This is a genomic window from Algibacter sp., from assembly GCF_039977455.1.
Taxonomy (GTDB): domain Bacteria; phylum Bacteroidota; class Bacteroidia; order Flavobacteriales; family Flavobacteriaceae; genus Algibacter_B.
The window spans coordinates 156476-180132 of record NZ_JBDWDG010000016.1 but is presented as its reverse complement, the minus strand read 5'-3'; the positions used below and the strand labels follow the sequence as shown (position 1 = coordinate 180132).

At 34.7% G+C, this 23657-nt stretch carries 16 protein-coding genes; 6 read left to right on the top strand and 10 right to left on the bottom strand.

The genetic code is table 11. The features are described 5' to 3' along the window. The first annotated feature begins 54 nt into the window (after positions 1-54). The 5 genes from ricT (at position 55) to ABJM36_RS06755 (ending at position 5860) form a co-directional block, all read left to right on the top strand. Positions 55-1407: a regulatory iron-sulfur-containing complex subunit RicT gene (gene ricT / locus ABJM36_RS06775; protein ID WP_348450504.1), complete on the top strand. Its 1353-nt coding sequence runs from the start codon at positions 55-57 to the stop codon at positions 1405-1407. Next, complete coding sequence (locus tag ABJM36_RS06770) at positions 1394-1888, top strand: gliding motility lipoprotein GldH (RefSeq protein ID WP_348450502.1); 495 nt, start codon at positions 1394-1396, stop codon at positions 1886-1888. Before ricT ends, ABJM36_RS06770 begins: the two co-directional genes overlap by 14 nt. 46 nt (positions 1889-1934) lie before the next feature. After that, positions 1935-4283, top strand: a complete 2349-nt coding sequence (locus ABJM36_RS06765; RefSeq protein ID WP_348450500.1) for a transglycosylase domain-containing protein — start codon at positions 1935-1937, stop codon at positions 4281-4283. Positions 4284-4405: 122 nt separating this feature from the next. Beyond that, positions 4406-5107 (top strand): CoA transferase subunit A, encoded by a 702-nt coding sequence (locus tag ABJM36_RS06760; protein WP_348450498.1) that lies wholly within the window; start codon positions 4406-4408, stop codon positions 5105-5107. Between the two features lie 99 nt (positions 5108-5206). After that, positions 5207-5860 carry a CoA transferase subunit B gene (locus tag ABJM36_RS06755; protein WP_348450496.1) on the top strand — a complete coding sequence of 218 codons (654 nt, stop codon included), beginning with the start codon at positions 5207-5209 and terminating at the stop codon, positions 5858-5860. Between the two features lie 2 nt (positions 5861-5862). Here the strand turns inward: ABJM36_RS06755 and ABJM36_RS06750 are convergent, their stop codons facing one another. The 8 genes from ABJM36_RS06750 to hemB all read right to left on the bottom strand — a co-directional run bounded on the left by ABJM36_RS06750 (position 5863) and on the right by hemB (position 19643). After that, positions 5863-11400, bottom strand: coding sequence for a LamG-like jellyroll fold domain-containing protein (locus ABJM36_RS06750; RefSeq protein ID WP_348450494.1), 5538 nt, complete (start codon positions 11398-11400; stop codon positions 5863-5865). A 476-nt stretch (positions 11401-11876) separates the two neighbouring features. Continuing rightward, positions 11877-13556 carry an ABC transporter ATP-binding protein gene (locus tag ABJM36_RS06745; protein ID WP_348450492.1) on the bottom strand — a complete coding sequence of 560 codons (1680 nt, stop codon included), beginning with the start codon at positions 13554-13556 and terminating at the stop codon, positions 11877-11879. Then, positions 13557-14270: a 3'-5' exonuclease gene (locus ABJM36_RS06740; RefSeq protein ID WP_348450490.1), complete on the bottom strand. Its 714-nt coding sequence runs from the start codon at positions 14268-14270 to the stop codon at positions 13557-13559. It abuts the gene before it with no gap. A 25-nt stretch (positions 14271-14295) separates the two neighbouring features. Continuing rightward, a complete protein-coding gene (locus ABJM36_RS06735) occupies positions 14296-15441 on the bottom strand; it encodes a serine hydrolase (protein ID WP_348450488.1) in 1146 nt (381 codons plus the stop codon). Positions 15442-15625: 184 nt separating this feature from the next. After that, positions 15626-16099, bottom strand: a complete 474-nt coding sequence (locus tag ABJM36_RS06730) for a methylated-DNA--[protein]-cysteine S-methyltransferase (protein ID WP_348450486.1) — start codon at positions 16097-16099, stop codon at positions 15626-15628. Positions 16100-16162: 63 nt separating this feature from the next. Next, positions 16163-17248 carry a CNNM domain-containing protein gene (locus ABJM36_RS06725; protein WP_348450484.1) on the bottom strand — a complete coding sequence of 362 codons (1086 nt, stop codon included), beginning with the start codon at positions 17246-17248 and terminating at the stop codon, positions 16163-16165. 86 nt (positions 17249-17334) lie between these two features. Beyond that, positions 17335-18624 carry a serine hydrolase gene (locus ABJM36_RS06720; RefSeq protein WP_348450482.1) on the bottom strand — a complete coding sequence of 430 codons (1290 nt, stop codon included), beginning with the start codon at positions 18622-18624 and terminating at the stop codon, positions 17335-17337. A 29-nt stretch (positions 18625-18653) separates the two neighbouring features. Beyond that, positions 18654-19643: a porphobilinogen synthase gene (gene hemB, locus ABJM36_RS06715; protein WP_348450480.1), complete on the bottom strand. Its 990-nt coding sequence runs from the start codon at positions 19641-19643 to the stop codon at positions 18654-18656. A gap of 76 nt (positions 19644-19719) precedes the next feature. Between hemB and ABJM36_RS06710 the strand changes: the two genes are divergently transcribed. Beyond that, positions 19720-22356 (top strand): DEAD/DEAH box helicase family protein, encoded by a 2637-nt coding sequence (locus tag ABJM36_RS06710; RefSeq protein ID WP_348450478.1) that lies wholly within the window; start codon positions 19720-19722, stop codon positions 22354-22356. Here ABJM36_RS06710 and ABJM36_RS06705 read toward each other — a convergent pair whose 3' ends face one another. Both ABJM36_RS06705 and hemF read right to left on the bottom strand, forming a co-directional pair. Next, entirely contained in the window at positions 22357-22743 is a 387-nt protein-coding gene (locus ABJM36_RS06705; protein WP_348450476.1) for a YchJ family metal-binding protein, read from the bottom strand. It lies immediately after the preceding gene. 10 nt (positions 22744-22753) lie between these two features. Then, a complete protein-coding gene (gene hemF / locus ABJM36_RS06700) occupies positions 22754-23656 on the bottom strand; it encodes an oxygen-dependent coproporphyrinogen oxidase (RefSeq protein WP_348450474.1) in 903 nt (300 codons plus the stop codon). Position 23657: the final 1 nt, after the last annotated feature.

Sequence of the window (23657 nt, the reverse complement as noted above, 5' to 3'; positions counted from 1 at the left end):
TACAAACCATCTTCCGCTAGATACTTTTCTATACGGAATCAATATATATAAAATATGGCTTGCGCAAGTTGCTCAACTAAAGACGGCTCACCAAAAGGCTGCAAAAACAATGGTACTTGTGGTACAGATAGTTGTAATAAGTTAACCGTATTCGATTGGTTAGCAAACATGTCTTTACCTAATGGGGAAAAACCATTTAATTGGGTTGAGGTACGTTATAAAAATGGCAGAAAAGAGTACTACAACAATACAGAACATTTAACTTTAAGTATTGGTGATATTGTTGCTACACAAGCCAAATCAGGTCATGATATTGGTATGGTTACCCTTACGGGGGAATTGGTTCGCGTTCAAATGAAACGTAAAAACATTTCTGAAAAACCAGAAGAAGTTCTAAAAATTTATAGAAAAGCAAGTCAAAAAGATATTGATATTTGGTCGGCTGCAAGAGACAAGGAAGAGCCAATGAAGGTTAGAGCGCGTCAATTTGCAATCGATTTGAATCTTCAAATGAAAATTTCAGATATCGAATTTCAGGGAGATGCTAGTAAAGCAACTTTTTATTATACCGCAGAAGAACGTGTCGATTTTCGTGAATTAATTAAGGTTTTTGCACGCGAGTTTAGAACTCGTATTGAAATGAAACAAGTTGGATTTCGTCAAGAAGCTGCAAGACTAGGTGGTATTGGTTCTTGTGGACGCGAATTATGTTGTTCTACGTGGTTAACAGATTTTCGTTCAGTAAGTACATCGGCGGCTCGTTATCAGCAATTATCATTAAACCCTCAGAAGTTAGCAGGACAATGTGGTAAGTTGAAATGTTGCTTAAATTATGAGCTAGACACTTACCTTGATGCGCTAAAAAGTTTTCCTAAAAACGACACCAAGTTATATACCCAAAAGGGAACAGCGGTGTGCCAAAAAACAGATATTTTTAAAGGCCATTTGTGGTACGCTTATGAAGGTGAGTGGATGAATTGGCATAAAATTACTACAGATCAAGCCAACGAAATTATTGAGTTAAATAAACAAAAGAAAAAAGTAGCCAGTCTTGAAGAGTATGCTTTAGAAATTTTAGAAGAAGATACTAAAGAAGTTTTTGAGAACGTTGTTGGTCAAGATAGTTTAACACGTTTTGATAGTCCAAAAGGCAAAAACAATCGTAAAAATAATAGAAGGAAAGGTAGTCAGGCTAACAAAAAGCCTGCTACTAATAAAAATACGAATTCTAAAGACGCTTCAAATAGTAAAAAAGCAGCGCCTAATAAAAACCAAGGGAACCAAAAGCAAGGCTCAAATAAGCCAAAACCAAATAATCAAAGTCAAGGCAGTCGTAGCCAAGGTCAAAACAAACGTAGAAAAAACAACAAGAAAAAACCTCAAAACAATAATAATGCTGCAAAATAGAGTCGTATTATTTTTATTAATATTTTCTACCGTAATAGTTTCATGTGATTCTAATGGTGTTTTCGATAAATACAAATCGGTTCCAAATGCATGGCATAAAGATTCGATTATTAGCTTTAAAGTCACGCCACCAGATTCTATAAATAAGCATAATTTATTTGTTAATTTAAGAAATACTAATGCCTATAAATTCAATAATATTTTTTTAATTGTCGAAATGGTTTTTCCACATGGTAAAACAATAAAAGACACTCTAGAATATAGGATGGCAGAACCAAGCGGTAAACTTTTAGGGGAAGGTTATACCAGTATTAAGGAGAATAAATTGTGGTATAAAGAAGGGGTTGTTTTTCAAGAATCAGGAATTTACACGGTAAACATTCAGCACGCTATGCGCGAAAATGGTAAGGTAAATGGTGTTGTTGAGTTAGATGGTATAACAGATATTGGGTTTAGAGTGGAAAACCATAATGCAAAATAAAATTGTCCCACTTAGTTTAGGTTAAGTGTTTTTTAATACATAGTAAATGGCAAAAGCAAAAAAAGAAACTAAAGCAGTTCAAGATTTTTCAAAATATGTCCGTTGGTTTTGGATTGTATTTTTAGGAGGTATTATTTCTCTTTTCTTGATTTTTTTCCTAACCTCTATTTTTGGAGATTTACCAGATCACACGGTTTTAGAAAACCCTAAAACACACTTGGCCACAGAAATTATTTCTTCTGATGGTCAAACACTAGGTAAATTCTATTTAAACGATAATAGAACACCTGTTAATTACTCAGAATTCCCTCAACATTTAGTTGATGCTCTTATAGCAACCGAAGATGTTCGTTTTCATGAGCACTCTGGCATTGATGCACGTGGTACCTTAAGAGCTATTGTAACATTAGGTGGCGGTGGTGGTGCTAGTACGGTATCGCAACAATTAGCAAAGCAATTATTTACAGGGGTAGCTTCTAGGAGTACTTTTGGTAGGATCTCTCAAAAAATTAAAGAGTGGATTATTGCAACCCGTTTAGAGCGTCAATATACTAAAGAGGAAATTATAGCACAGTATTTTAATATTTACGATTTTGGTAATAACGCAGATGGTATTCGAAGTGCAGCACGTATTTATTTTGGAAAAGAACCTAAGGATTTAAATATTAAGGAGTCTGCAATGTTGGTGGGTATGTTTAAAAATTCATCACTTTACAACCCTCGACCAGAGCGTAACCCTGTAGGTGTTAAAAACCGGCGTAATGTGGTATTAGCCCAAATGCATAAATACAATTTTATTACCGAGACAGTAAAAGATTCGCTTCAAAAAACAGAACTTGATTTAAATTATTCGCCAGAATCTCACAGAGAAGGTATTGCTACTTATTTTAGAGGCTATTTAGATGGGTTTATGAAAGATTGGATTAAGAACAATCCGAAGCCAGATGGTACTAAATGGAATTTGTATAACGATGGGTTAAAAATTTATACTACTATAGATTCTCGTATGCAAACCCACGCCGAAAATGCGGTTCAACAACACATGCCAAGGTTGCAAGCCGAATTTTTTAATCAGAATACACCACAAAGAAATCCAACAGCACCGTTTTTAGATTTAGATAAAGAAGAGGTAGATGCATTATTAAAACGTGGAATGAAACAATCTGAGCGTTGGAGGCACATGAAATATGATTTAAAAAAATCAAACGAAGAGATTATAAAGTCGTTTGATAAGCCTGTTAAAATGACCGTTTTTGAATGGAAAGACGGTAAAGCTTCAGAGGTTGATACCTTAATGAAGCCAATTGATTCTATGCGTTATTATAAATCGTTTTTAAGAACAGGGCTGATGTCTATGAATCCACAAACTGGACATGTAAAAGCTTGGGTTGGAGGTATTAATTACAGACATTTCCAATACGATATGGTAAAACAAGGAAAACGTCAAGTAGGGTCTACATTCAAGCCTTTTGTATACACCGCAGCAATAGATCAATTGCATTATTCGCCTTGTGATGAATTTCCAGATGTCCCATTCTGTATTGAAGCTAATAAATTTGGAAATCCTGAGAAGTGGTGCCCTAGTAATTCTGGAGGTGATAATGATTATGGAGGAACGAGAACTTTAAAAAATGCTTTAGCGAATTCTGTAAATACAGTTACGGCGCAGTTAATTGATAAAGTAGGACCGCAAACCGTTGTCGATTTGGCTAAAAAACTAGGTATCGAGTCCGAAATGCTTCCTGTGCCTTCTATAGCCTTAGGGACACCGGATATTAGTGTTTACGAAATGGTAGGTGCATATTCAACCTTTGCCAACCAAGGGGTGTATACAAAACCTGTTATGGTTACTAGTATAGAAGATAAAAACGGTACTATTTTATATCAATTTAAACCCGAAACTCGCGATGTGTTAAGTGAAGAAACAACTTATGTGGCCGTAAAGCTTATGGAAGGGGTAACACAAATTGGTTCTGGAGCCCGATTAAGACATAGTTGGGCTAAAAATAAGCCGGATTATAAGGAGGTTATAACAGGGTATCCTTATGAATTAACAAACCCAATTGCAGGAAAAACAGGAACCACCCAAAATCAAAGTGATGGTTGGTTTATGGGTATGGTGCCAAATTTAGTTACGGGAGTATGGGTTGGTGCAGAAGATAGAGCAGCGCATTTTAAATCGATAACTTATGGTCAAGGTGCAGCAATGGCATTACCAATTTGGGGTGTTTATATGAAAAGTTGTTATGCCGATGAAACATTGGATGTTTCTAAAGAAGAATTTAAAGAACCTGAAAATTTATCAATTAATGTTGATTGCTCTAAACATGAAAGCGCTTCTGATACGGATGAAGATCCAGCTGAAAATACGCCTCATGATTTAGATTTTGGATAATCAATAAACATAAAAAGTTAAATAATAAAAACCATTCTGAAAAGGATGGTTTTTTTATTTGTTATTAATTTCGACAAATCATTCAATTATTCGTAAATTTATATTGCAAAAACTGAATAATAATGATTAATAAAAAAGTACCAAATGTTAAAGACGCTTTAAAGGGGGTTTCTGATAATATGACATTTATGTTTGGCGGTTTCGGGTTAAGTGGAATTCCAGAAAATGCCATCGCAGAGCTAGTTAAACTAGGTGTAAAAGGTTTAACCTGTATATCTAATAATGCTGGTGTTGATAATTTTGGATTAGGATTATTACTTCAAAAAAAGCAGATAAAAAAAATGGTATCGTCTTACGTAGGCGAGAATGATGAGTTTGAACGCCAAATGCTTACTGGTGAGTTGGATGTAGAACTGATACCGCAAGGTACCTTAGCCGAACGTTGTAGAGCGGCACAAGCTGGTTTTCCTGCTATTTATACGCCTGCAGGGTATGGTACAGAAGTCGCAGAGGGTAAAGAAACTCGAGAATTTGATGGTAAAATGTATGTTTTAGAGCATGCTTTTAAAGCCGATTTTGCTTTTGTAAAAGCATGGAAAGGCGATGCAGCAGGTAACTTAATTTTTAAGGGGACGGCCAGAAATTTTAATCCTAATATGTGTGGGGCTGCAAAAATTACCGTTGCTGAGGTTGAAGAAATGGTGCCTTTAGGAGAATTAGATCCTAATCAAATTCATATTCCAGGGATATTTGTTCAGCGTATTTTTCAAGGCGAAGTCTACGAGAAACGGATTGAACAACGAACAGTTAGAGCTAAAAGTTAGAGCTTTGATCTCCCCTCTAAGGTAGATTTTTAAACTATAAAATTAAGTTTCAATGTAAAAGCTTCTCCTCTTTTTAGGAGTAATAAAAAGTAAATATTTATGTTAGATAAAAACGGAATCGCAAAACGCATAGCAAAAGAAATTCAAGATGGCTTTTACGTTAATCTAGGAATTGGAATTCCAACGCTAGTGGCTAATTATGTAAGAGATGATATAGAAGTTGAATTTCAAAGTGAAAACGGGGTTTTAGGCATGGGGCCATTTCCTTTGGAAGGCGAAGAGGATGCTGATATTATAAATGCGGGAAAACAAACTATTACTACGCTTCCGGGGGCTAGTTTTTTTGACTCAGCTCTTAGTTTTTCCATGATAAGAGGTAAGCATGTAGATTTAACCATTTTAGGCGCTATGGAAGTGGCTGAAAATGGCGATATAGCAAATTGGAAAATTCCTGGACGAATGGTAAAAGGAATGGGAGGCGCCATGGATTTAGTAGCTAGTGCCGAAAATATTATTGTGGCTATGATGCATACTAATAAGCGTGGTGAGTCTAAGCTTCTTAAAACATGTAGTTTACCATTAACAGGGGTAGGATGTGTAAAACGTATTGTTACTAACCTCGCGGTTTTAGAAGTCACCCCAAAAGGTTTTAAATTAATAGAGCGGGCTCCAGGGGTTACTGTCGAAAGTATAAAGAATGCTACAGAAGGCACCTTGATTATTGAAGGAGTGGTTCCAGAAATGGATATTTAATTCTATTTAATAATAATTTTCTTTTTTATTACGCCATTTTTGGTTTGTAATTGTATTAAATAAATACCTGTTGACATAGTGTTAATAGGTAAGGAAATATTTCTACCAGTTAGGTTAGTATCCCAACTATGTATAAACTGACCTAAGGTATTGTACATTGTTATACTTTGTATTTCTGTATCAACTATTCTTTTTATTTCAAGACTTGAAGATGGATTATTCATAAAAATAAAAATACCATTTTGAAGGGGAACCTCAGATAGCGTTTTTAATCGCGGTTGAAATACTAATGAAAACTTTTTTAAGTACTCTCCAGCTTCCAATTCTATTTCAAATGGGTTTTCATTAATATTATAGGTTTCTCCTTTTTCATTATCTTTAATATAAATTTCTATTGAAGAATCAATATTTTCTAGAGCGTCAAGGGATAATCTTACAAGCCCGCTTTGACTGATAGTTAAACCTAACGGCAATTCTTGATCAGAATTGAAATTATTAACGCCTTGAATAACAAAATTCGAATTTTCAATAATCCAAAAAAGGTCTTCTGCGTTTTTATCTGCAATTGCCGCATCGTAGCCAATATCGAAGGAATTTGAAGCGTTTTTATCTATTCCCACCACTATTTGTCTATGCAACCCGATGGGTGAATCTAATTTTAACCTGATAATTGGTCTAGAGTCCTCATCTATGTCAGCACTTTGATTAAAACTCGCATTACTTCCTTTATTTGTTTTTTCTTTAATTTGAGATAGATCTGAATTTTTCATAAAAACAGAACTCGTAACCGATTCTGGTTTGAATGCCCTATGGCTGTTTTTGAAAATTATATCACCGCCATCAACGGTGGTTAAACCGGTTAAAGCAGCGTCCACTGTTGTTATTACAAAGAAGCCTTGGTTTGTAGGGATAAATTGTCCTGGAATCTTAGTTCCTATTTCGCCAGTAGCGTTTATTCTTATATCATTGGCAATTGCTGGTACTCCTGCTATTAAGTTTCTCGTAGCATAACCGCCAATATAATCGGAAGTATTATGAGAATTTGCCTCACCAAAGTGATCCCAAAAGTATAAGGCACCATTAATTATATTACCATTAATATTATTACCACCATTTAGGGTGCTTATATTATCTAAAATAAACTTTTGTGAATCTATGGCTGAAGGATAAGGGTTTCCTATAAGTCGATCATTTCCTGCTTCTATAGGTAATGTAAAGTTACCATTATACGGTTTTCCTCTAAATACATAGTTCTGCTCGTTGGAAACGGGGGCGATACCTGATGTCCCCTTCATGGTAAATCCTTCACCAGGTAGCATAGGTGTGTTTTGATCCATTTGTTGCCATGCATAGTAATTATTGTTGCTTCCGTTGTATTTCCATAACCAATATGAACTTAGGGTTATTGGGTCTGAAACAGCAGTGTCGGCCGCAGTATATGATGATTGGAAATTTATGGCTTTAGGGTAAACACCATCGTCTGCAGACGAACCATCAAGCAATGCTCCATAAATGGTAAAGTTTTCATTGGTGCTTTCAGTTCCTCTAGCTCCTGTAGATCCAATAGGTCCAACAGATGAAGACCAATAATTATAATTAAAACTATTGGCGGTTCCTTGCTGATCTTTCTCTAAATAACCAGAACTATCTGCATCCAAAATACTACCTTCATCTTGTAGCAACTGCGATTCTCCAACTAAATCCAAAATACCATCTAATTCTAGATAGTCAGTAATGCGTAAGCTTTGTCCACTGTTTTGATAGTCTAGGGCTTCTGTGGGTTCTGCAATTGTTAATTCCTTATTTGCAGTGTCTAAAATTAGACCTAAAACGGTTATATCTTTATCTCCAGAAGAAACATTATGTGATAGTTTAACTATGTTCCAATCAATCGGTGTGATTCCATCAACCCCAATTGAATTAGGCGAATTCCAAACATTATAGTTTGTCCAGGTGTCGTTGGTAGTCCATTCTTGATTGTCTATCCTTGTTGTGTAAGGCAGTGGTGTTGTTTGTTCCCCGAGGGTTGAAATATTTTTATTTAAACCATTATTATTGTTTTCAGATTTATCACTTGCAATGTTTTCGTCAAAAGGATAATATCCTTGTAAATCAGACCATAACAGGCTTCCTGAGATGTCTAATGGTATGATTTTTCCTTTAACTACAGACCCATTTTGTTCAATTTCTTGATTCATCATTTCTCTAATCTGAATTTCTGTTAAAGACACGTTCCATACTCTAACCTCATCTATAAAACCATTAAAATAATCGTCAGGAGAGTTTGGTGTATCACTATTGTATTTTGCTCCAATAATAAATTTTTCGTTTATATCAATAAGTGAAGCTGATAGTGATTCTTCAGCTACTTTTATGCCGTCTATATAAAGTTTAGCTACAGAGCCATCAAAAGTTGTAGCAATTTGGTGCCATTTGTTATTTGTAATAGGGAATGGTGATGATAAATTTAATATTTCTGCACCAGTATTATCAAACCACCTTAAGGACGGGAAATTATTTTCTATATTAAATTGATAACCGTTTTTACTTCCTGTTTTGTTATTTCCTTTTGATAAAACAGTTGCGTTCGGTTTTGTAGCTTCTTGTAAAACCCAGGCTTCCAAAGAATAGGAGCTCGTTAAATCATGCACATCACCAAAATCTACATAGTCATCGGTCCCATCAAAATCAATTTTTGTTGAAATAACAGAAAGGGTTACAGTTTCTGTATCTGTAACTGTATTTTCAAGCCCTTCTTTAGCTTCAGCAGAAAATGTAAGAGATCCAGTTGTGGACAAAAACACCTCCTGCTCAAATATTTTTGAACAGCTTGTAGTATTAACCAATGTTGCTGATGCTTGAGTCCCGAAGGTATTGGTTTCTAAATCTGTTATGTCATAGGATCCAAATGGATCCGTTGCCTCTGCTCTTAAATATACCAATGATCCTGCTTCGGCAGAAGTAATGACAGATCCTCCAGGGTAAGGCGCATCATAAACTTGGAAGGAAGGAATGTTTATAAAGGTTGATGTATCAAATTCTACTTTAGAAGGTTTGGTTTGGCTATCATAATCTATTGTAAACTCCACGCCAGATTCGTTTGAAATAACGACTAGTGTAATGGCTTCTCCAGTGGGAATAGTGTTGTCTGTTACTAAAGATCCAGACCAGGTTATAAGGTTAGTAGTCGTATCATAAGAAGGATCGGTAATTGTAATAATTGTATTAGAACAACTTGTTTTTAAAATAGCTGTTATATCAGGATTTGCAGGCATGGCTCCACTAACTACACTAACATAGTTGGTAATCACAACCGGTGTTCCTCCAATTATTGTAAATGGACTACAAAATTCTGGTGTTTGTTTAAAGGCCACAGCATTTGTAGAGTATGTAACACGTAAGGTTGGTGCAACCCCTGTTGATGTCTCTCTACTATCATAAGTTGCAGTTCTGTTTCCCATTCCACCAGACGCTTGATATACACTTAGTGCCATACCGTTATTTGTTGATACCCCAGAAACCCAGTCTTCAACAAGGCATGTTACTGGCCAAGTTTGGATACCCGTGGAATTAATATTAATTGTAGACAGTGGCGTTCCACTATTAGAATTGGGGCCTATAGCTCCTAATGCGCTCCAGTTTGAAGAAGAGGTTCTTTGAACCCAATTTGAAACACCTGTTGTACCGCATAAAGTCCCTTCATCCCAGGTATCTGTGTCACCAATTTTAAAAACACTAACATCCATATCTGCGCCTGAAGTACAATTTAATTGTAATTCTGCCGATTCTATGACAGCTCCAGCAGGAATAGATGATAGGTCAAATTGAACTAGCATTCTCTGACTGTCGGTGGTTTCACGATCAATTGTAATTGAAGTGCAGGAACCATAATTTTTATCATCATTTTTTAATTTTATACCCGTGTCTTGTGTTGCGATTAAATCGACAGTAACCGATGAGCCAACTGTTATTACAGGAGAACTAGTGGTCGTTGTATCTGCACTTGCAACAGGATCAATTCTGTCTAATGCTTGAGATGGGTCGGAAAGATATAATTGCTTAGTAGCAGTAAATAAGCTTAAAACTTGTGTGTCACCATCACAACTGCCATTATTTGGTGTTACAGATAGGTTTCCTGATTGGCTACCTACAGTCACTGTTATGGTATTGGTAGTGTCACCTGAAGTTTGCGTCCACCCTGATGGTAATACCCAATTATAGGTTAAACCAGGTACATTTATCACGCTATAAGATGCTGATGTGCCATTTGAAGGATTTGTATTTCCTGAAATTCCACTCGGCAGACTTGGAGGTAAAGCATTTGAACTTGAATCTGTGGAAAATTCAATCTTAGATGGTTTTGTTTCACTATCAAAATCGATATAAAAACCAACATTTAGTTCGGTAGTTGTTATTGTTAAGGCTATAGACTGTGCAAGTGGGACAGTGGTATCTGAACCAAGAGCGCCTGTCCATGTTATTAACCCTGTGCTACTATTATAAGTTGGATTAGTTAAAGTGATTATATTAGTGCTGCCATATTTTAGTTCTGCTGAGATAGAAGGGTTTGTAGGTATTACACCACTATCTACACTTAAATACGTTGAAACTGATATGGGCTCACTCGATTTGATGGTTAAGGCTTCACACAATGCAAATGATTGCAAAAAAGTTGCTTCCGTATTATAACCTCCATTAATAGCAATACCTGCTCTGCCTACTTCCTGGCAACTTGTGCTACTCCAGGTTGTTAGTGTTGAAGTGCTAGTCGCTATTTCGGTGCTTGAACCCCCATTTACCTCACTTCCTGAATTTATGTTGTATAATTCTGTTTGCCCAATATCCATCGTTTGGGTGCCATTTCTAACGGTCGAGATGTCAAAAACTAGATTTCCATTGGCTGATGGGATATATAGATCAAAAGGACTATCCTCATCGTCATTATAAGAGGCAGATGCAAAAGTGCCAAAGGGATTAGATGGATTAACTTCTGAATAATTTGAAGCACCTACTACGATTCCTTTTTTATAATCGGAGTCTAAGGTTACCACTACATCAGCAGTTCCAATCGGCGGATTCAAGTAGGAATATATGTAGATTTCTGCTGAGTTAGCACCAAGTACTATTGGTGCCTGAGTGCAAAAAGTATCGCCATCTAATTTACCTACCAAATTGAGAGAAACACCATTATAGGTTATATCGGTTACTTTCCCGTCCTTAGCGGAAACACCAACCAGCATTAAACGATTTAAGCCTGATAAAACCTCAACATTAGGTAATGTAAAAACGCTACTAGATGTTACTCCGGCGAATCCAGAGAAACTATTAACTAATTGCGCTGTTGCCGAAGGAAAATATCCTAATAATTCAGATTGTGATGTCGAACTATCTGATGTTGCAACAGGATCAATTAAATCTAAAGACTGTGAAGGGTCTGAAAGAAATATTTGTCGTGTTTTAGTTTGTGCCGGAACATTAAACCAAAGTAATATTACAAGAAATAATATTAGCTCTTTTTGAAGTTTATTTAGACGATTCATGTAAGACTTGTCTTAATTTAGTTTGGCTAAATATAGTGTAAATTAGCAATAAATCGATAAAATGACCAGTTTATTCGATGAAATGCATTTGTTTAGATGGTTTATATGTTATTTGGTAAGGTTGAAAATGAAAATAACCGTTTAAAACATTAATGTTTAATAAGAATTTGGTTTGATTTTAATAAGTGGTTAAGGTATTATGCTTGAAAATCATAAAATGTTAAAATAATATGCATTTCATCGATTAATTATGTTTTTAAACGATAAACTTAAAAAATATCCTATATTTGTGAAGCCCAATGAAACCAAAATTAATTATAGATTTCCCCAAATCTACCTTAAACTAACCGCTTATGAATTTTGCAGCAAATCTACCTGAATTACCTACTAATGATGAAAGCAAATTCAAGGAATCACTGAAACATAATGTGCAGTTTTTCAAAAGTTTGGTTTATTTAACAAAAAAGATATTCATGCTATAATCCTTTAGGAATAGCATGAATTAACTTTTTTGTATAATCTTTTTTCGGATTGCTATAAATAGTATCTGCATCGTCTAATTCTTCAATTTTACCTTTATTCATCACCAGTAGTTGGTCGGACATATATTTAACTACGGCCAAATCGTGGGAGATAAATATATAGGTAAAGCCAAAATCTTCTTTCAGCTCATTTAACAGATTTAGAACTTGCGCTTGAACCGATATATCTAAAGCAGAAACGGACTCATCGCAAACAATTAATTTAGGTTGTAAAGCAATGGTTCTAGCAATGCCAATACGTTGCCTTTGTCCACCCGAAAATTCATGAGGATAGCGGTTATAATAATCTTCAGATAAACCTACGCGGTTCAGAATATTAATTACTTTTTGTTTTCTTTCGCTATCCGATGCATATAATTTGTGAACTTTCATAGGTTCTAAAATAGCTTCGCCAACAGGAATTCTAGGATTTAAAGAGGAGTAGGGGTCTTGAAAAATAATTTGAATGTCTTTTCTAAGCATTCTAATTTTAGATTTTGATAGCTTAGTAATATCAATGCCATTATATAAAATAGCACCAGCAGTAGCTTTATCTAGTTGCAATATAGCATTGCCTAAGGTTGATTTTCCGCAACCCGATTCGCCTACCAACCCAAGAGTTTCACCTTCATAAAGTTTAAAACTCACATTGTTTACGGCTTTAAAATGCTGAGGTTTGGAAAACCAACCCGATTTAGAAATATATTCTTTTTCAACATTAATGACCTCTAAAAGTGGTGGTTTGGCATATAGTTTTTCGTGATTTTTTTTACGTTGTGCTGTGGTTACAATTTCTGTTGAAATGCTATTATCTAAAAAGTCTTGAATAGTTGGTAGCGTTTTAAGGCGCGTTTCTAATGATGGTCGAGAGTTTATTAAAGCCTTGGTGTAGTTGTGTTGTGGGGTGTTAAATATATTGGATACATGACCTTGTTCAACAATATCACCTTGGTACATAACCAAAACATTATGTGCAATTTCAGAGATTAAAGCCAAATCATGCGTTATAAAAATGATGCTCATTTTTGTTTCGGCTTGTAATTCTTTTAATAGGCTTATAATATCTTTTTGTACCGTAACATCCAATGCTGTTGTAGGTTCGTCGGCAATTAAAATATCAGGTTTACAGGCAATGGCCATAGCAATCATGACACGTTGTTTTTGTCCTCCAGATATTTCGTGTGGGTATTTTTGGTGTGTAATGGCAACATTAGGGAGTTTTACTTTCTCAAATAGTAAAAGCGTTTCATTTTTAGCTTCTTTTTTTGTTAAGTTGGTGTGCTGCAATAAAATTTCTTCGACTTGTTTACCGCAAGTCATCGATGGGTTTAAAGAACTCATAGGTTCTTGAAAAATCATGGCTATTTTGTTGCCTCTTATGTTTTGAAATAATTTTGGTGACAGTGTTGTTAAATCTTTGTTTTTATAAAGTATATTGCCAAAATTTATTTTTGATATTTTTTTTGGAAGGATGCCTAGTATAGCTAAAGATGACACTGATTTTCCAGATCCAGATTCACCTACAATACCAAGTATTTCATTCTTATTTAGATTATAAGAAATACCGTGAATAACTTCGTTTTTTCCAAATGAAATTGTGAGGTTTTTAATTTGTAGTATGGGTTTTTCAGCCATTTATATATGTATAATTTCGTCGTCAGTTAAAATGGAATCGCCTCTTAATCTTAAAAATATTTGAGCTACGGCAATCGTGTCTTTTTCACAATAGATTATTATTCTATCAATTTCTTTTTCTTCATAAAATACCCGATATACTTCGCTGCCATCAATATCGTCCTTAGGAGACGGAATTCCTAAAACGTTGGTTAATAATTTTAAAGAGGTATAGGTTTTATAATCGCCAAATTTCCAAAGCTCTAAAGTATCTAGATGAGGTACCTCCCAAGGTTTTTTACCAAATAAATTAAGTTTATATGGTAATTCAATATTATTGATTATCATACGTCTTGCAATGTAAGGAAAGTCGAATTCTTTACCGTTATGTGCGCAAAGTAAATGTTTGGTTTGGCTAAAATGAGAAATAATAAGATTTTTAAAGTCCTTTAATATTTTAACCTCATCGCCATAAAAGGAGGTGACTCTAAATATTCTGTTTTCACCTTGAAATGTAAAATAGCCAACCGAAATGCAGACTATTAAACCGAATTCTGCCCATATTCCTGCACGATCATAAAATTCTTCTGCCGTATAATCTTCCTTTCTTTGGTATTTCGATTTTTGTTCCCAAAGGGCTTGTTTTGTTTCGTCTAAATCTGAAAAATGCTGCGTTTCTGGAACAGTTTCAATGTCCAAAAACAATATGTTTTCAAGGTTTAATTTAGTAATCATCTTTGTTTTCCGCGAAAGCGATTATTTAATTATTCATCATTTTATATGCTTCTTCAATATACACCGTAATATCGTTTGTAAATTTACCAACACCTTCGTCGGGCGATTTTCTATGGCCTAAACGCACAATAATGACATTGTCTGTTGGCTCCACAATGACGTATTGCCCCAAATGTCCACGCATCATAAAAAAATGTTTGTCGCCAACATTTTTTAGCCACCAGCCATAGCCATATTCTGGACTTTCTTTAAAACGTGGTGTAATACTTTTTTTTACGAATGTCGAATCTAAAAGTTGTTTGCCTTTCCATTTGCCATCGTCTTTGTACAATTTTCCAAAGCGAGCAAAATCTCTAGCGCTACTAGATATACAACAAAAGGCTTTTGCTAACCGGTTGTCTTCGTCATCAACTTGCCAAAAAGCATCGTTAGCGGCTCCCATAGGTTTCCAGAAACTTTCCGATAGGTAATTTGATAAACTTTTTCCAGTAGCTTTTTTTAATACCATGCCTAATAATTGGGTGCTTCCACTTAAGTATTCGAAGGCTTTTCCAGGTGTTTTTACTACTTTTTGGTTTAAGATGACTTCGGCTAAATTATCATCGTAATTTGCTTTAGCTGTTACTGAAAATGGACTCGTGTAATGTTCTACCCAATCCAAACCCGATGCCATAGACGATAAATCCCCAACGGTGGTTTTAGCATAACTGTATTGCGGATAAAAGTCGCTAAGGGGTTGGTCTAGGTTTTTTATGTATCCATCCATAATAGCTTTTCCTAAAAGGGCAGAGGTTATGCTTTTAGCCATAGAGAATGAATTGGTTTTTGAAACTTTATTAAAACCCTCGTAATATTTTTCGAACCAAATGCTATCATTTTTAATAATTACATAAGCAATAGTGCCCCAATCTTTGTTTGCTTTACTAAGTTTATTGGTTGACTCTGCGCTGTTATATTGGCTATGAAGTGGCCATTCATCAACCGTATTTCCTTTTTTAATAGTGTCGTTTTCAAAATAGGGATAATCATCTATAAAGGCTGTATTGTGGCCTGTTAAATAGACAATTTTTGCACCTCTAATAATATATCCGTAATCGAAAATGTATAAGGCAATGACTAGAATTACTAAGAGTGCTACAAGCCACTTAAGGAGCTTTTTTGTAAAATTCATTTAATTAGTTTAATGTTGCAACTAAAGATAAGAAAATTAATATATTGGTTTAAAAGAAATTATTTTGAAACAGCCTTTTGCCTACGTTTTTTTTAAGAACTCTATATTGGCAATGTAAATGGTTTTTGAAAATTAAGCCATTACGATTCCTTCTTTCTTTACAATGTTTGGTGTTCTGTGTATGCTAAAATAATGTTTGTTGCTTATAAGGGCTTTCGTGCTCTAATAACCATTTTTTACGATGTAAACCTCCGGCATAACCGGTAAGTGAGCCATCGCTACCAATAACTCGATGACAGGGCACAATAATCCAAAGTGGGTTTTTACCATTAGCATTGGCGACCGCACGAATAGCTTTTATGTTGCCTAATTGTTTGGATAATTGGAGATATGATGTTGTTTTTCCGTATGGAATTTGTTCTAAAGCATCCCAAACCCGTTTTTGGAAATCTGTACCTGCGGCGTTTAATTTAAGATTGAATTGTTTGCGTTCACCTTTAAAATATTCATTAAGTTGAATAACGCAATCTTCTAATGCTACAGGAATTATATCTGTAATTTTTTCTTCGGAATTAAGCACGGTAACAGAAGTAATACCATCAATATCACCAATTATTTTAGTGAATCCTAATGGTGATTTAATGATGCAGCTTTCCATTTGATGTGTTTGTTTTAAATGGTTAATTGCAACATTCGTGTTAGTTTGTTTATAAATATTTCCTTAATCTGAAGTTTTGTTTTCTTCAATAATACCTAGCTTTTTAGCACGTGCTTCCCAGCTTTTTCTGGCCAAATGCTGGAGGTCTGAAACATTATCACTTTCGTCCATAATTTCTAATCCTAGTAAGGTTTCAATAACATCTTCCATGGTTACTAAACCGCTTACCGATCCATATTCATCAACCACTAAAGCCATGTGATTTCGAGTTTCTACAAGTTTTTCAAAAAGTGTAGGAATTGCTAAATCACGATCTACAATAATAATATCTCTTTTAAGTTCTGCTAACTTTTTGCTACCATTACCTAAAGCCATTTCTTTAAATATTTCATCTTTTAAAACTAAGCCTTTAATGTTGTCTTCGGTTTCAGAATACACTGGAATTCTAGAAAAACGTAGGTTTAAGTTCTTATTAAAAAAATCTTCAACCGTAGTGGTTTCAGCTTCAATCTTCATAACGGTTCGTGGTGTCATGATATTTTTCGAAAATATTTCTTTAAAGGTTAAAAGGTTTTTAATGATTTTACTTTCGTTTTCTTGAAAAACACCTTCTTCATGTGCCATGTCGGTCATTACCATAAAACCCTCTCTACTTAAAACGCTACCATGACCTTTACCACCAATTAATTTTGTGGTTAATTGTAATAACCATAAAATCCCTGTCCATTTTAAAGGAAAAATTAGTACTGTTAGTGCTTTTGATGTGAAATTTGCTAATTGTTTCCAGTAAGTAGCTCCAATAGTTTTCGGAACAATTTCTGAGGCTACCAATATTAGAAATGTCATAATTGCTGAAACAACACCTACCGTGTTTATACCCCAAAACTCAATTTTATAAGGTAAACTTTCAGCTTCAATACCAACCATCATTGCGCCTAAAGTATGTGCTATAGTATTTAGAGTAAGTATGGCTATTAATGGTTTGTCGACGTCTTTCTTTAGTGCTTCTAGAGTTAAAGCATAGTCCTTTCCTTCTTGTTTTTTAACATTTATAAATGTTGGTGTAACGCTTAATAAAACAGCTTCGAGGATAGAACATAAAAATGAAAAGAAAATGGAAATGGTTGCCCAAAAAATTAATGCGCTCATAGGTTTATAGTGTTAATGGCTAATTTACGAAATCAATTGAAATCCTTTCTTAATTCTAATAACTTTGTCTAAAAAGAAATATGTACCTAGTATCGAATTGCAGCTTCGTAAAAAGTTTGCTGTAAATGAATTCTAATATTTTGGTTGTATAAATTTCTGTTTTTTCTGGTTGGGTACACGCGGTTTGATAGGAATATAAAAAGCATGTCGTTTACTGGGTCTGCCCAAATAAAAGTACCTGTAAATCCAGCATGCCCAAAACTTTTGGAACTAGCTTTGGGTGCAGGATAAGCAGTCTTTAAACTTAAGGTGTCATTGCCTTGTAATGGTTTATCGAATCCTAAGCCACGGCGATTATTGTTTTCGGGATATTGAATTTTGGTAAATTCATTAATGGTTGAAGGTTTAAAAAATTGGTAGCCATTATAATTTCCTTTCTGAAGTAGCATTTGCATGTATTTCGCTAAGTCTAGAGCGGTACCAAATAAACCAGCATTTCCAGAAACCCCTCCTAATAGGGCCGCATTTTCATCGTGAACCCAGCCTTTAACTAATGTTTTTCTAAATATTGAATCGTATTCGGTTGGAATTATAAGGTTTTTAAAGTGCTTTTTTGATGGAAGATAGCCTAAGGTTTCGCATCCTAAAGGCTTATAAAATTCATTTTGTAAATATTCGGTGTAAGATTCTCCAGTTAAATTCCCAATAATTTCTGGGTAAATTAAGGATGCTAAGCCTGAGTATTTATAGGTCTTTTCCCTGTGAACCTTAGAGCGATTAATTTTTCTGAAAACTTTATTTTTAAAACGGTTTTTTATATAAATGCCTTCATACATTTGGTTTGAAAAACGTTTGCTGGCTTCGGTTTTAACAAAGCGTTTTTTTATAGTTCCGTTTTTGCTTACACTATTTAAAAAAACAATATAGGGTTGCATTCCAGATTGATGGGCTAATAGCTCACGTAGTGTTATATGTTTTTTGTCTTTTTTGTGTTTCCAAGGTTTCCAGTAATTACTAAAAGGCTTGTCTAAATCTAGCTTACCTTCTTCGTAGAGTTTCATTAATGCGGGTAACGGACCAACTATTTTAGTAACCGAGGCTAAATCGTAAATGTCGTTTAAATTTACCTTGTTAATGCTATCGTAAGTATGATAGCCGTAAGCCTCATGAAATATAATTTTTCCTTTTTTAGCAACCAAAAGTTGGGCTCCCGGAAAGGCTTGTTGTTTAATGCCTGTTTGTATTATGGAATCTATTTTTGTGCGGGTAAAATCGGGCTTTAATCCTGCCGATTCTAGTGTATCATATTCTAATTGAGCCAGCGCCAATTGTGATGACAATAGCAATGAAACGGCAAAAAACAGATTTTTAAGCATGTTATAAAACCGAATTGTTTTTTTATAAGTTACGAAATCAATTTCACTACATCTTTAGCAAAGTAACTTGCTATAATATCTGCGCCAGCACGTTTAAAAGCCATGGTAGTTTCCATCATTACTTGGTCGTGGTTTAGCCAACCTTTTTCTGCGGCAGCTTTTATCATAGCATACTCGCCAGAAACTTGGTAAACAGCCACAGGTACATCGACTTCATTTTTTATATCGCGTAAAATATCAAGGTATGATAAGCCTGGTTTTACCATAACAATATCCGAACCTTCATCAATATCCATTAGGGTTTCGCGTATAGCTTCTATTCTATTACCACAATCCATTTGGTAGGTTTTTTTGTCTTTTGGTACATCAACCAAATCAACAGGAGCAGAGTCTAGTGCATCTCGAAAAGGTCCGTAAAAAGAAGAGGCGTATTTTGCCGAATAGCTCATGATACCCGTATTTATAAAACCTTCGTTTTCTAATAACTGACGAATTTGTAATGTTCTACCATCATTCATATCACTAGGTGCAACAAAATCGGCACCAGCTTGTGCGTGGGTTAAGGCCATTTGCGATAATATTAAAGCCGACTCGTCGTTTATAATCATGCCATTTTGCACAATACCATCGTGCCCTACAGAAGAATAAGGATCTAGAGCCACATCGGTCATGACGAGCATATCCGGACAAGCATTTTTAACGGTTTTAATAGCGCGTTGCATTAAACCATTCGGGTTTAAAGCTTCAGTTCCTTTATTATCTTTTAAATTATCGGGTACTTTTACAAACAGTAATACCGATTTTAAACCTAAGCTCCAAAGTTCTTTTACTTCGGCTTCAAGTAAATCTAAACTATAACGAAAGTAATTTGGCATGGAAGCAATTTCGTCCTTAACACCTTTACCTTCAACCACAAAAAGTGGCACTAAAAAATCGTTTGGAGTTATTATGGTTTCTCTGACTAAGCTTCTAATGGCTTCGTTGGTTCTTAATCGTCTATTTCTTCGTAATGGAAACATAGTATTTGTGTAAAATTGAACGGATAATGCTTACTTTTATCAGATACAAAGTTAATCATTAAAACTCGTTTTTCTGTTGCAAGAATCCTTAAGTGTTTTAGAATTTAAGTTCCCTTGGCGAAGTTATCAGGAAACCTTATTAAAAAATTTTGATAGTCATATTTTAGACTATCATTTTCATGTTATTGCACCTCCAGGATCGGGAAAAACCATTTTAGGAATCGAAATTTTAAGACGATTAGGCAAAAAGACATTGGTTTTAGCGCCTACGCTAACTATACGGAATCAATGGGAAAGTAGACTGCAAGAGTTTTTTACCAAAAATAAGAGTTTTTGGGCCTGTTCCTTTAATATAAAATCGCCTAGTGATATTACGTTTTCAACCTACCAATCGCTTCATGCCCTTTATAAATCTTTTGAAGATAAGGAAGATTTCTTTAAATTTTTCGAAACCCATAATATAGAAACCGTAGTTTTAGATGAAGCGCATCATTTAAAAAGTGTCTGGTGGAAATGCCTTATGGCTTTAAAAAACCGTAATTCGTTTTTTGTAGTTGCATTAACCGCAACACCGCCTTATGACAGTAGCCGAAGTGAGCTTACCAAATACTTTACATTGTGTGGCGAGGTAGACGATGAAATTGCTGTACCCGATTTAGTAAAAGAAAACGATTTATGTCCGCATCAAGATTTTGTGTATTTTTCGAAACCCAACGATTTAGAAATTAATTTCATTGTTGAATACCGACAGAAAATCTCGAAATTTCATGATGATTTATTGCATGATGAAGCCTTTATAGCGCTTCTAAAAAACCATAGGTTTTATAAGAACCCTAAAGTGAATCTCCATGAAATTTACTCGAATACATCCTATTTTTCGTCTATTTTAATTTTTTTAAATGCCTGCGGAATTTTAATAGCACAAGAAAAATTAGAGATTTTAGGATTTAAAAAAGGTGAAAACATTCAGTTTCCAGAATTGAATTTAGAGTGGTTAGAAATTTTACTTCAAAACCTGTTAGTTTCAGATAGAGATCAATTAATTAAAGAAGAAGACTATCTGTCAACCTTAGAAAAAGACTTGCGAAAACTTAACGTATTTGAAAGAAACCAAGTCAATTTTGTTGGCGAGCAATTGCTTTATAAATCCTTGGCCTATAGTCCAAGTAAACTAAAAAGTATTGTCGATATTGTTTTGGCAGAACGTGCCACTTTAGGCGCAAATTTAAGCTGTGTTATTTTAACCGATTATATTAGAAAAGAGTTTTTAAACACGCCTTTTTCAAAAATAGAAAGCGTAAATAAAATTGGAGTTTTACCCATTTTTCAATATGTAAAAAACTATTGTGGGCATAACAAAGATTTAGCTGTGTTAACAGGAAGTGTCGTAATTATTCACGAATCTATTTTAAACGCTTTCGCGGAAATTGAGCCACTCCATAATTTTTCATTCAGTCCATTAGAACATGACAGCGCCTTTTTAGAAGTAAATACTAAAAGTAAAGCTGAAAAATCAATTGTAGAGATAATAACGCAATTGTTTGAAAACGGAAGCATTAAAGTTTTAATAGGTACAAAATCGTTGTTAGGTGAAGGTTGGGATGCGCCTTCTATAAATAGTTTAATTTTAGCCTCTTTTGTGGGGTCTTTTGTATCTTCAAACCAAATGCGTGGACGTGCCATCCGAAAGGATGCTAATAAACCAAATAAAACGGGAAATGTATGGCATTTAGCTTGTATAGATCCAACGGCAACAGATGGCGGACGCGAAATAGATATTTTAAAACGCCGTTTCGAAGCTTTTGTTGGTATTACAAACACCTCAATTCCGTTTATATCAAATGGTTTTGATCGCCTTAACTTTCCAGAGGTTATTACTGTTGAAGATATCGATCAACTTAATAAGCAAACTCTAGAAAAATCGAGTCATAGACCAATAATTACCAAACAATGGGAAGCCTCTATTGGCAGCGGTACTAAATTAACTAAACAAGTTAGGTTGTTACATCAAGGCGATAAAGCTTTTGAAAAACAAAAAGGTGTTTATTTTTTTGATGTGGTTCGCTTTTTTGTAGCCGAACTATCGCTAACCATACTATGGTTTTATTTTGAGTTTATTCTTGAAGGTGTGCAACTTATAATTAGCAGAGGTGTTACCTATTTTATTTATGCTTTTATGGGCGCTTTTATATTAAGGTTTGGCTATAAATTATACAAAGCAGTTGTACTGTATTTACGTTACGGCTATTTGCATAAAAAGATTCGTAAAATAGGTTTAGCGATTCTCCATACTTTACATGATTTAAAGTTTTTAAATACCGAAATAAACCATATCGAGGTGGTTTCGCAACGTTTAAACAAAGGCGATGTGGTTTGTAGTTTGGTTGGTGCTAATAATTATGAAAACGCTTTGTTCTCAAAGGCATTAACAGAGATTTTAAATCCTATTGATTCGCTTAGATATTTAATAATAAAGACTAATTTTTTTAGAAAACAACTTAATGTAGAAAACTTTTATCCTGTACCTGAAAGTTTTGGCAACAAGAAAGAAAATGCACTGGTTTTTAAAAGGTATTGGACAAAATATGTAGGGCGAAATAAACTCGTGTTTACTAGACAAGTTGAAGGACGAAAATTACTATTAAAAGCAAGGTTATTTCACGTTTATAATGCGTTTAAAGAAGTTTCGAAAGAGGTTGTTGTTTGGAAGTAATTATTTAATTGGCCCTAAGTAAAACCAATTATCATTTTCTTTTACAAAAGCAGATTTTTCATAAATAATATCTACTTTTCCTTTTTCGTAAAAGTAGGCTTGAAACGTTACGGTACCTTCATTATCAGATTCTGTGCCTTTTTCTCTTTCCAGAACTTCTAATTTTATCCATTCTACAGATTTTGCCCATTTTACAATAGAATTTTTTTCTTTTGTTGGTCGGGTAGAAGCATGGTGACTTTCCATTAAATAATCACCATTGGCAGTTACAAAAGCAGAATATCGGGAGCGCATAAGTTGTTCTGCAGTTTTAGCTTCAGACATGTTTTTATGCGCTTTTTCGCAGCAATTTGAATAGAATTTTAAACTTCCGCAGTAACAGTTCATAATAGTTTTATTAAACCCAGTTTATGGGGTTTTGTAATACTTTAATAAGTTTCTCTTCTTCGCTTCCAGCTTCCGGATGGTGGTCGTAAACCCATTGTACATGTGGTGGTAAACTCATTAAAATACTTTCTATACGACCGTTGGTTTTTAAACCAAAAAGGGTGCCTTTATCATGTACTAAATTAAATTCTACATAGCGTCCGCGACGAATTTCTTGCCAATTACGTTGTGCTTCTGTAAATGGTAAAGCTTTACGTTTTTCAACAATAGGAACATAAGCTTCTAGGAAACTATCGCCAACTTCGGTTACAAAATTGTACCAGTTTTGCATGGTCATAGCATCGGTTGTTTTGCAATAATCGAAGAATAAACCACCAATGCCACGACCTTCGTTTCTGTGTGTATTATAGAAGTATTCGTCGCAACGTGCTTTGTATTTAGGATAAAATTCTGGGTTGTGCTTATCGCAAGCTGTTTTGCAGGTGTTATGGAAGTGTTTAGCATCATCTTCAAACAAGTAATACGGTGTTAAGTCTTGTCCGCCGCCAAACCATTGGTCTACAATATTACCGTCTTTATCATACATTTCGAAATAACGCCAATTGGCATGTACAGTTGGTACCATTGGGTTTTTAGGATGTAAAACCAAGCTTAATCCACAAGCAAAAAAATCGGCATCCTCTACACCAAAATACGTTTGCATAGAATCTGGTAATTTACCATGAACCCCAGAAATATTAACGCCCCCTTTTTCAAAAACCTTTCCGTGTTCTATAACTCTGGTGCGTCCGCCGCCACCTTCTGGTCGTTTCCAAACATCTTCTTGAAATTTGGCTTTACCATCGATAGCTTCAAGTTTTGAGGTTATAGTGTCTTGTAAATTTTGTATGTATTGATAGAATTTATCTTTCATT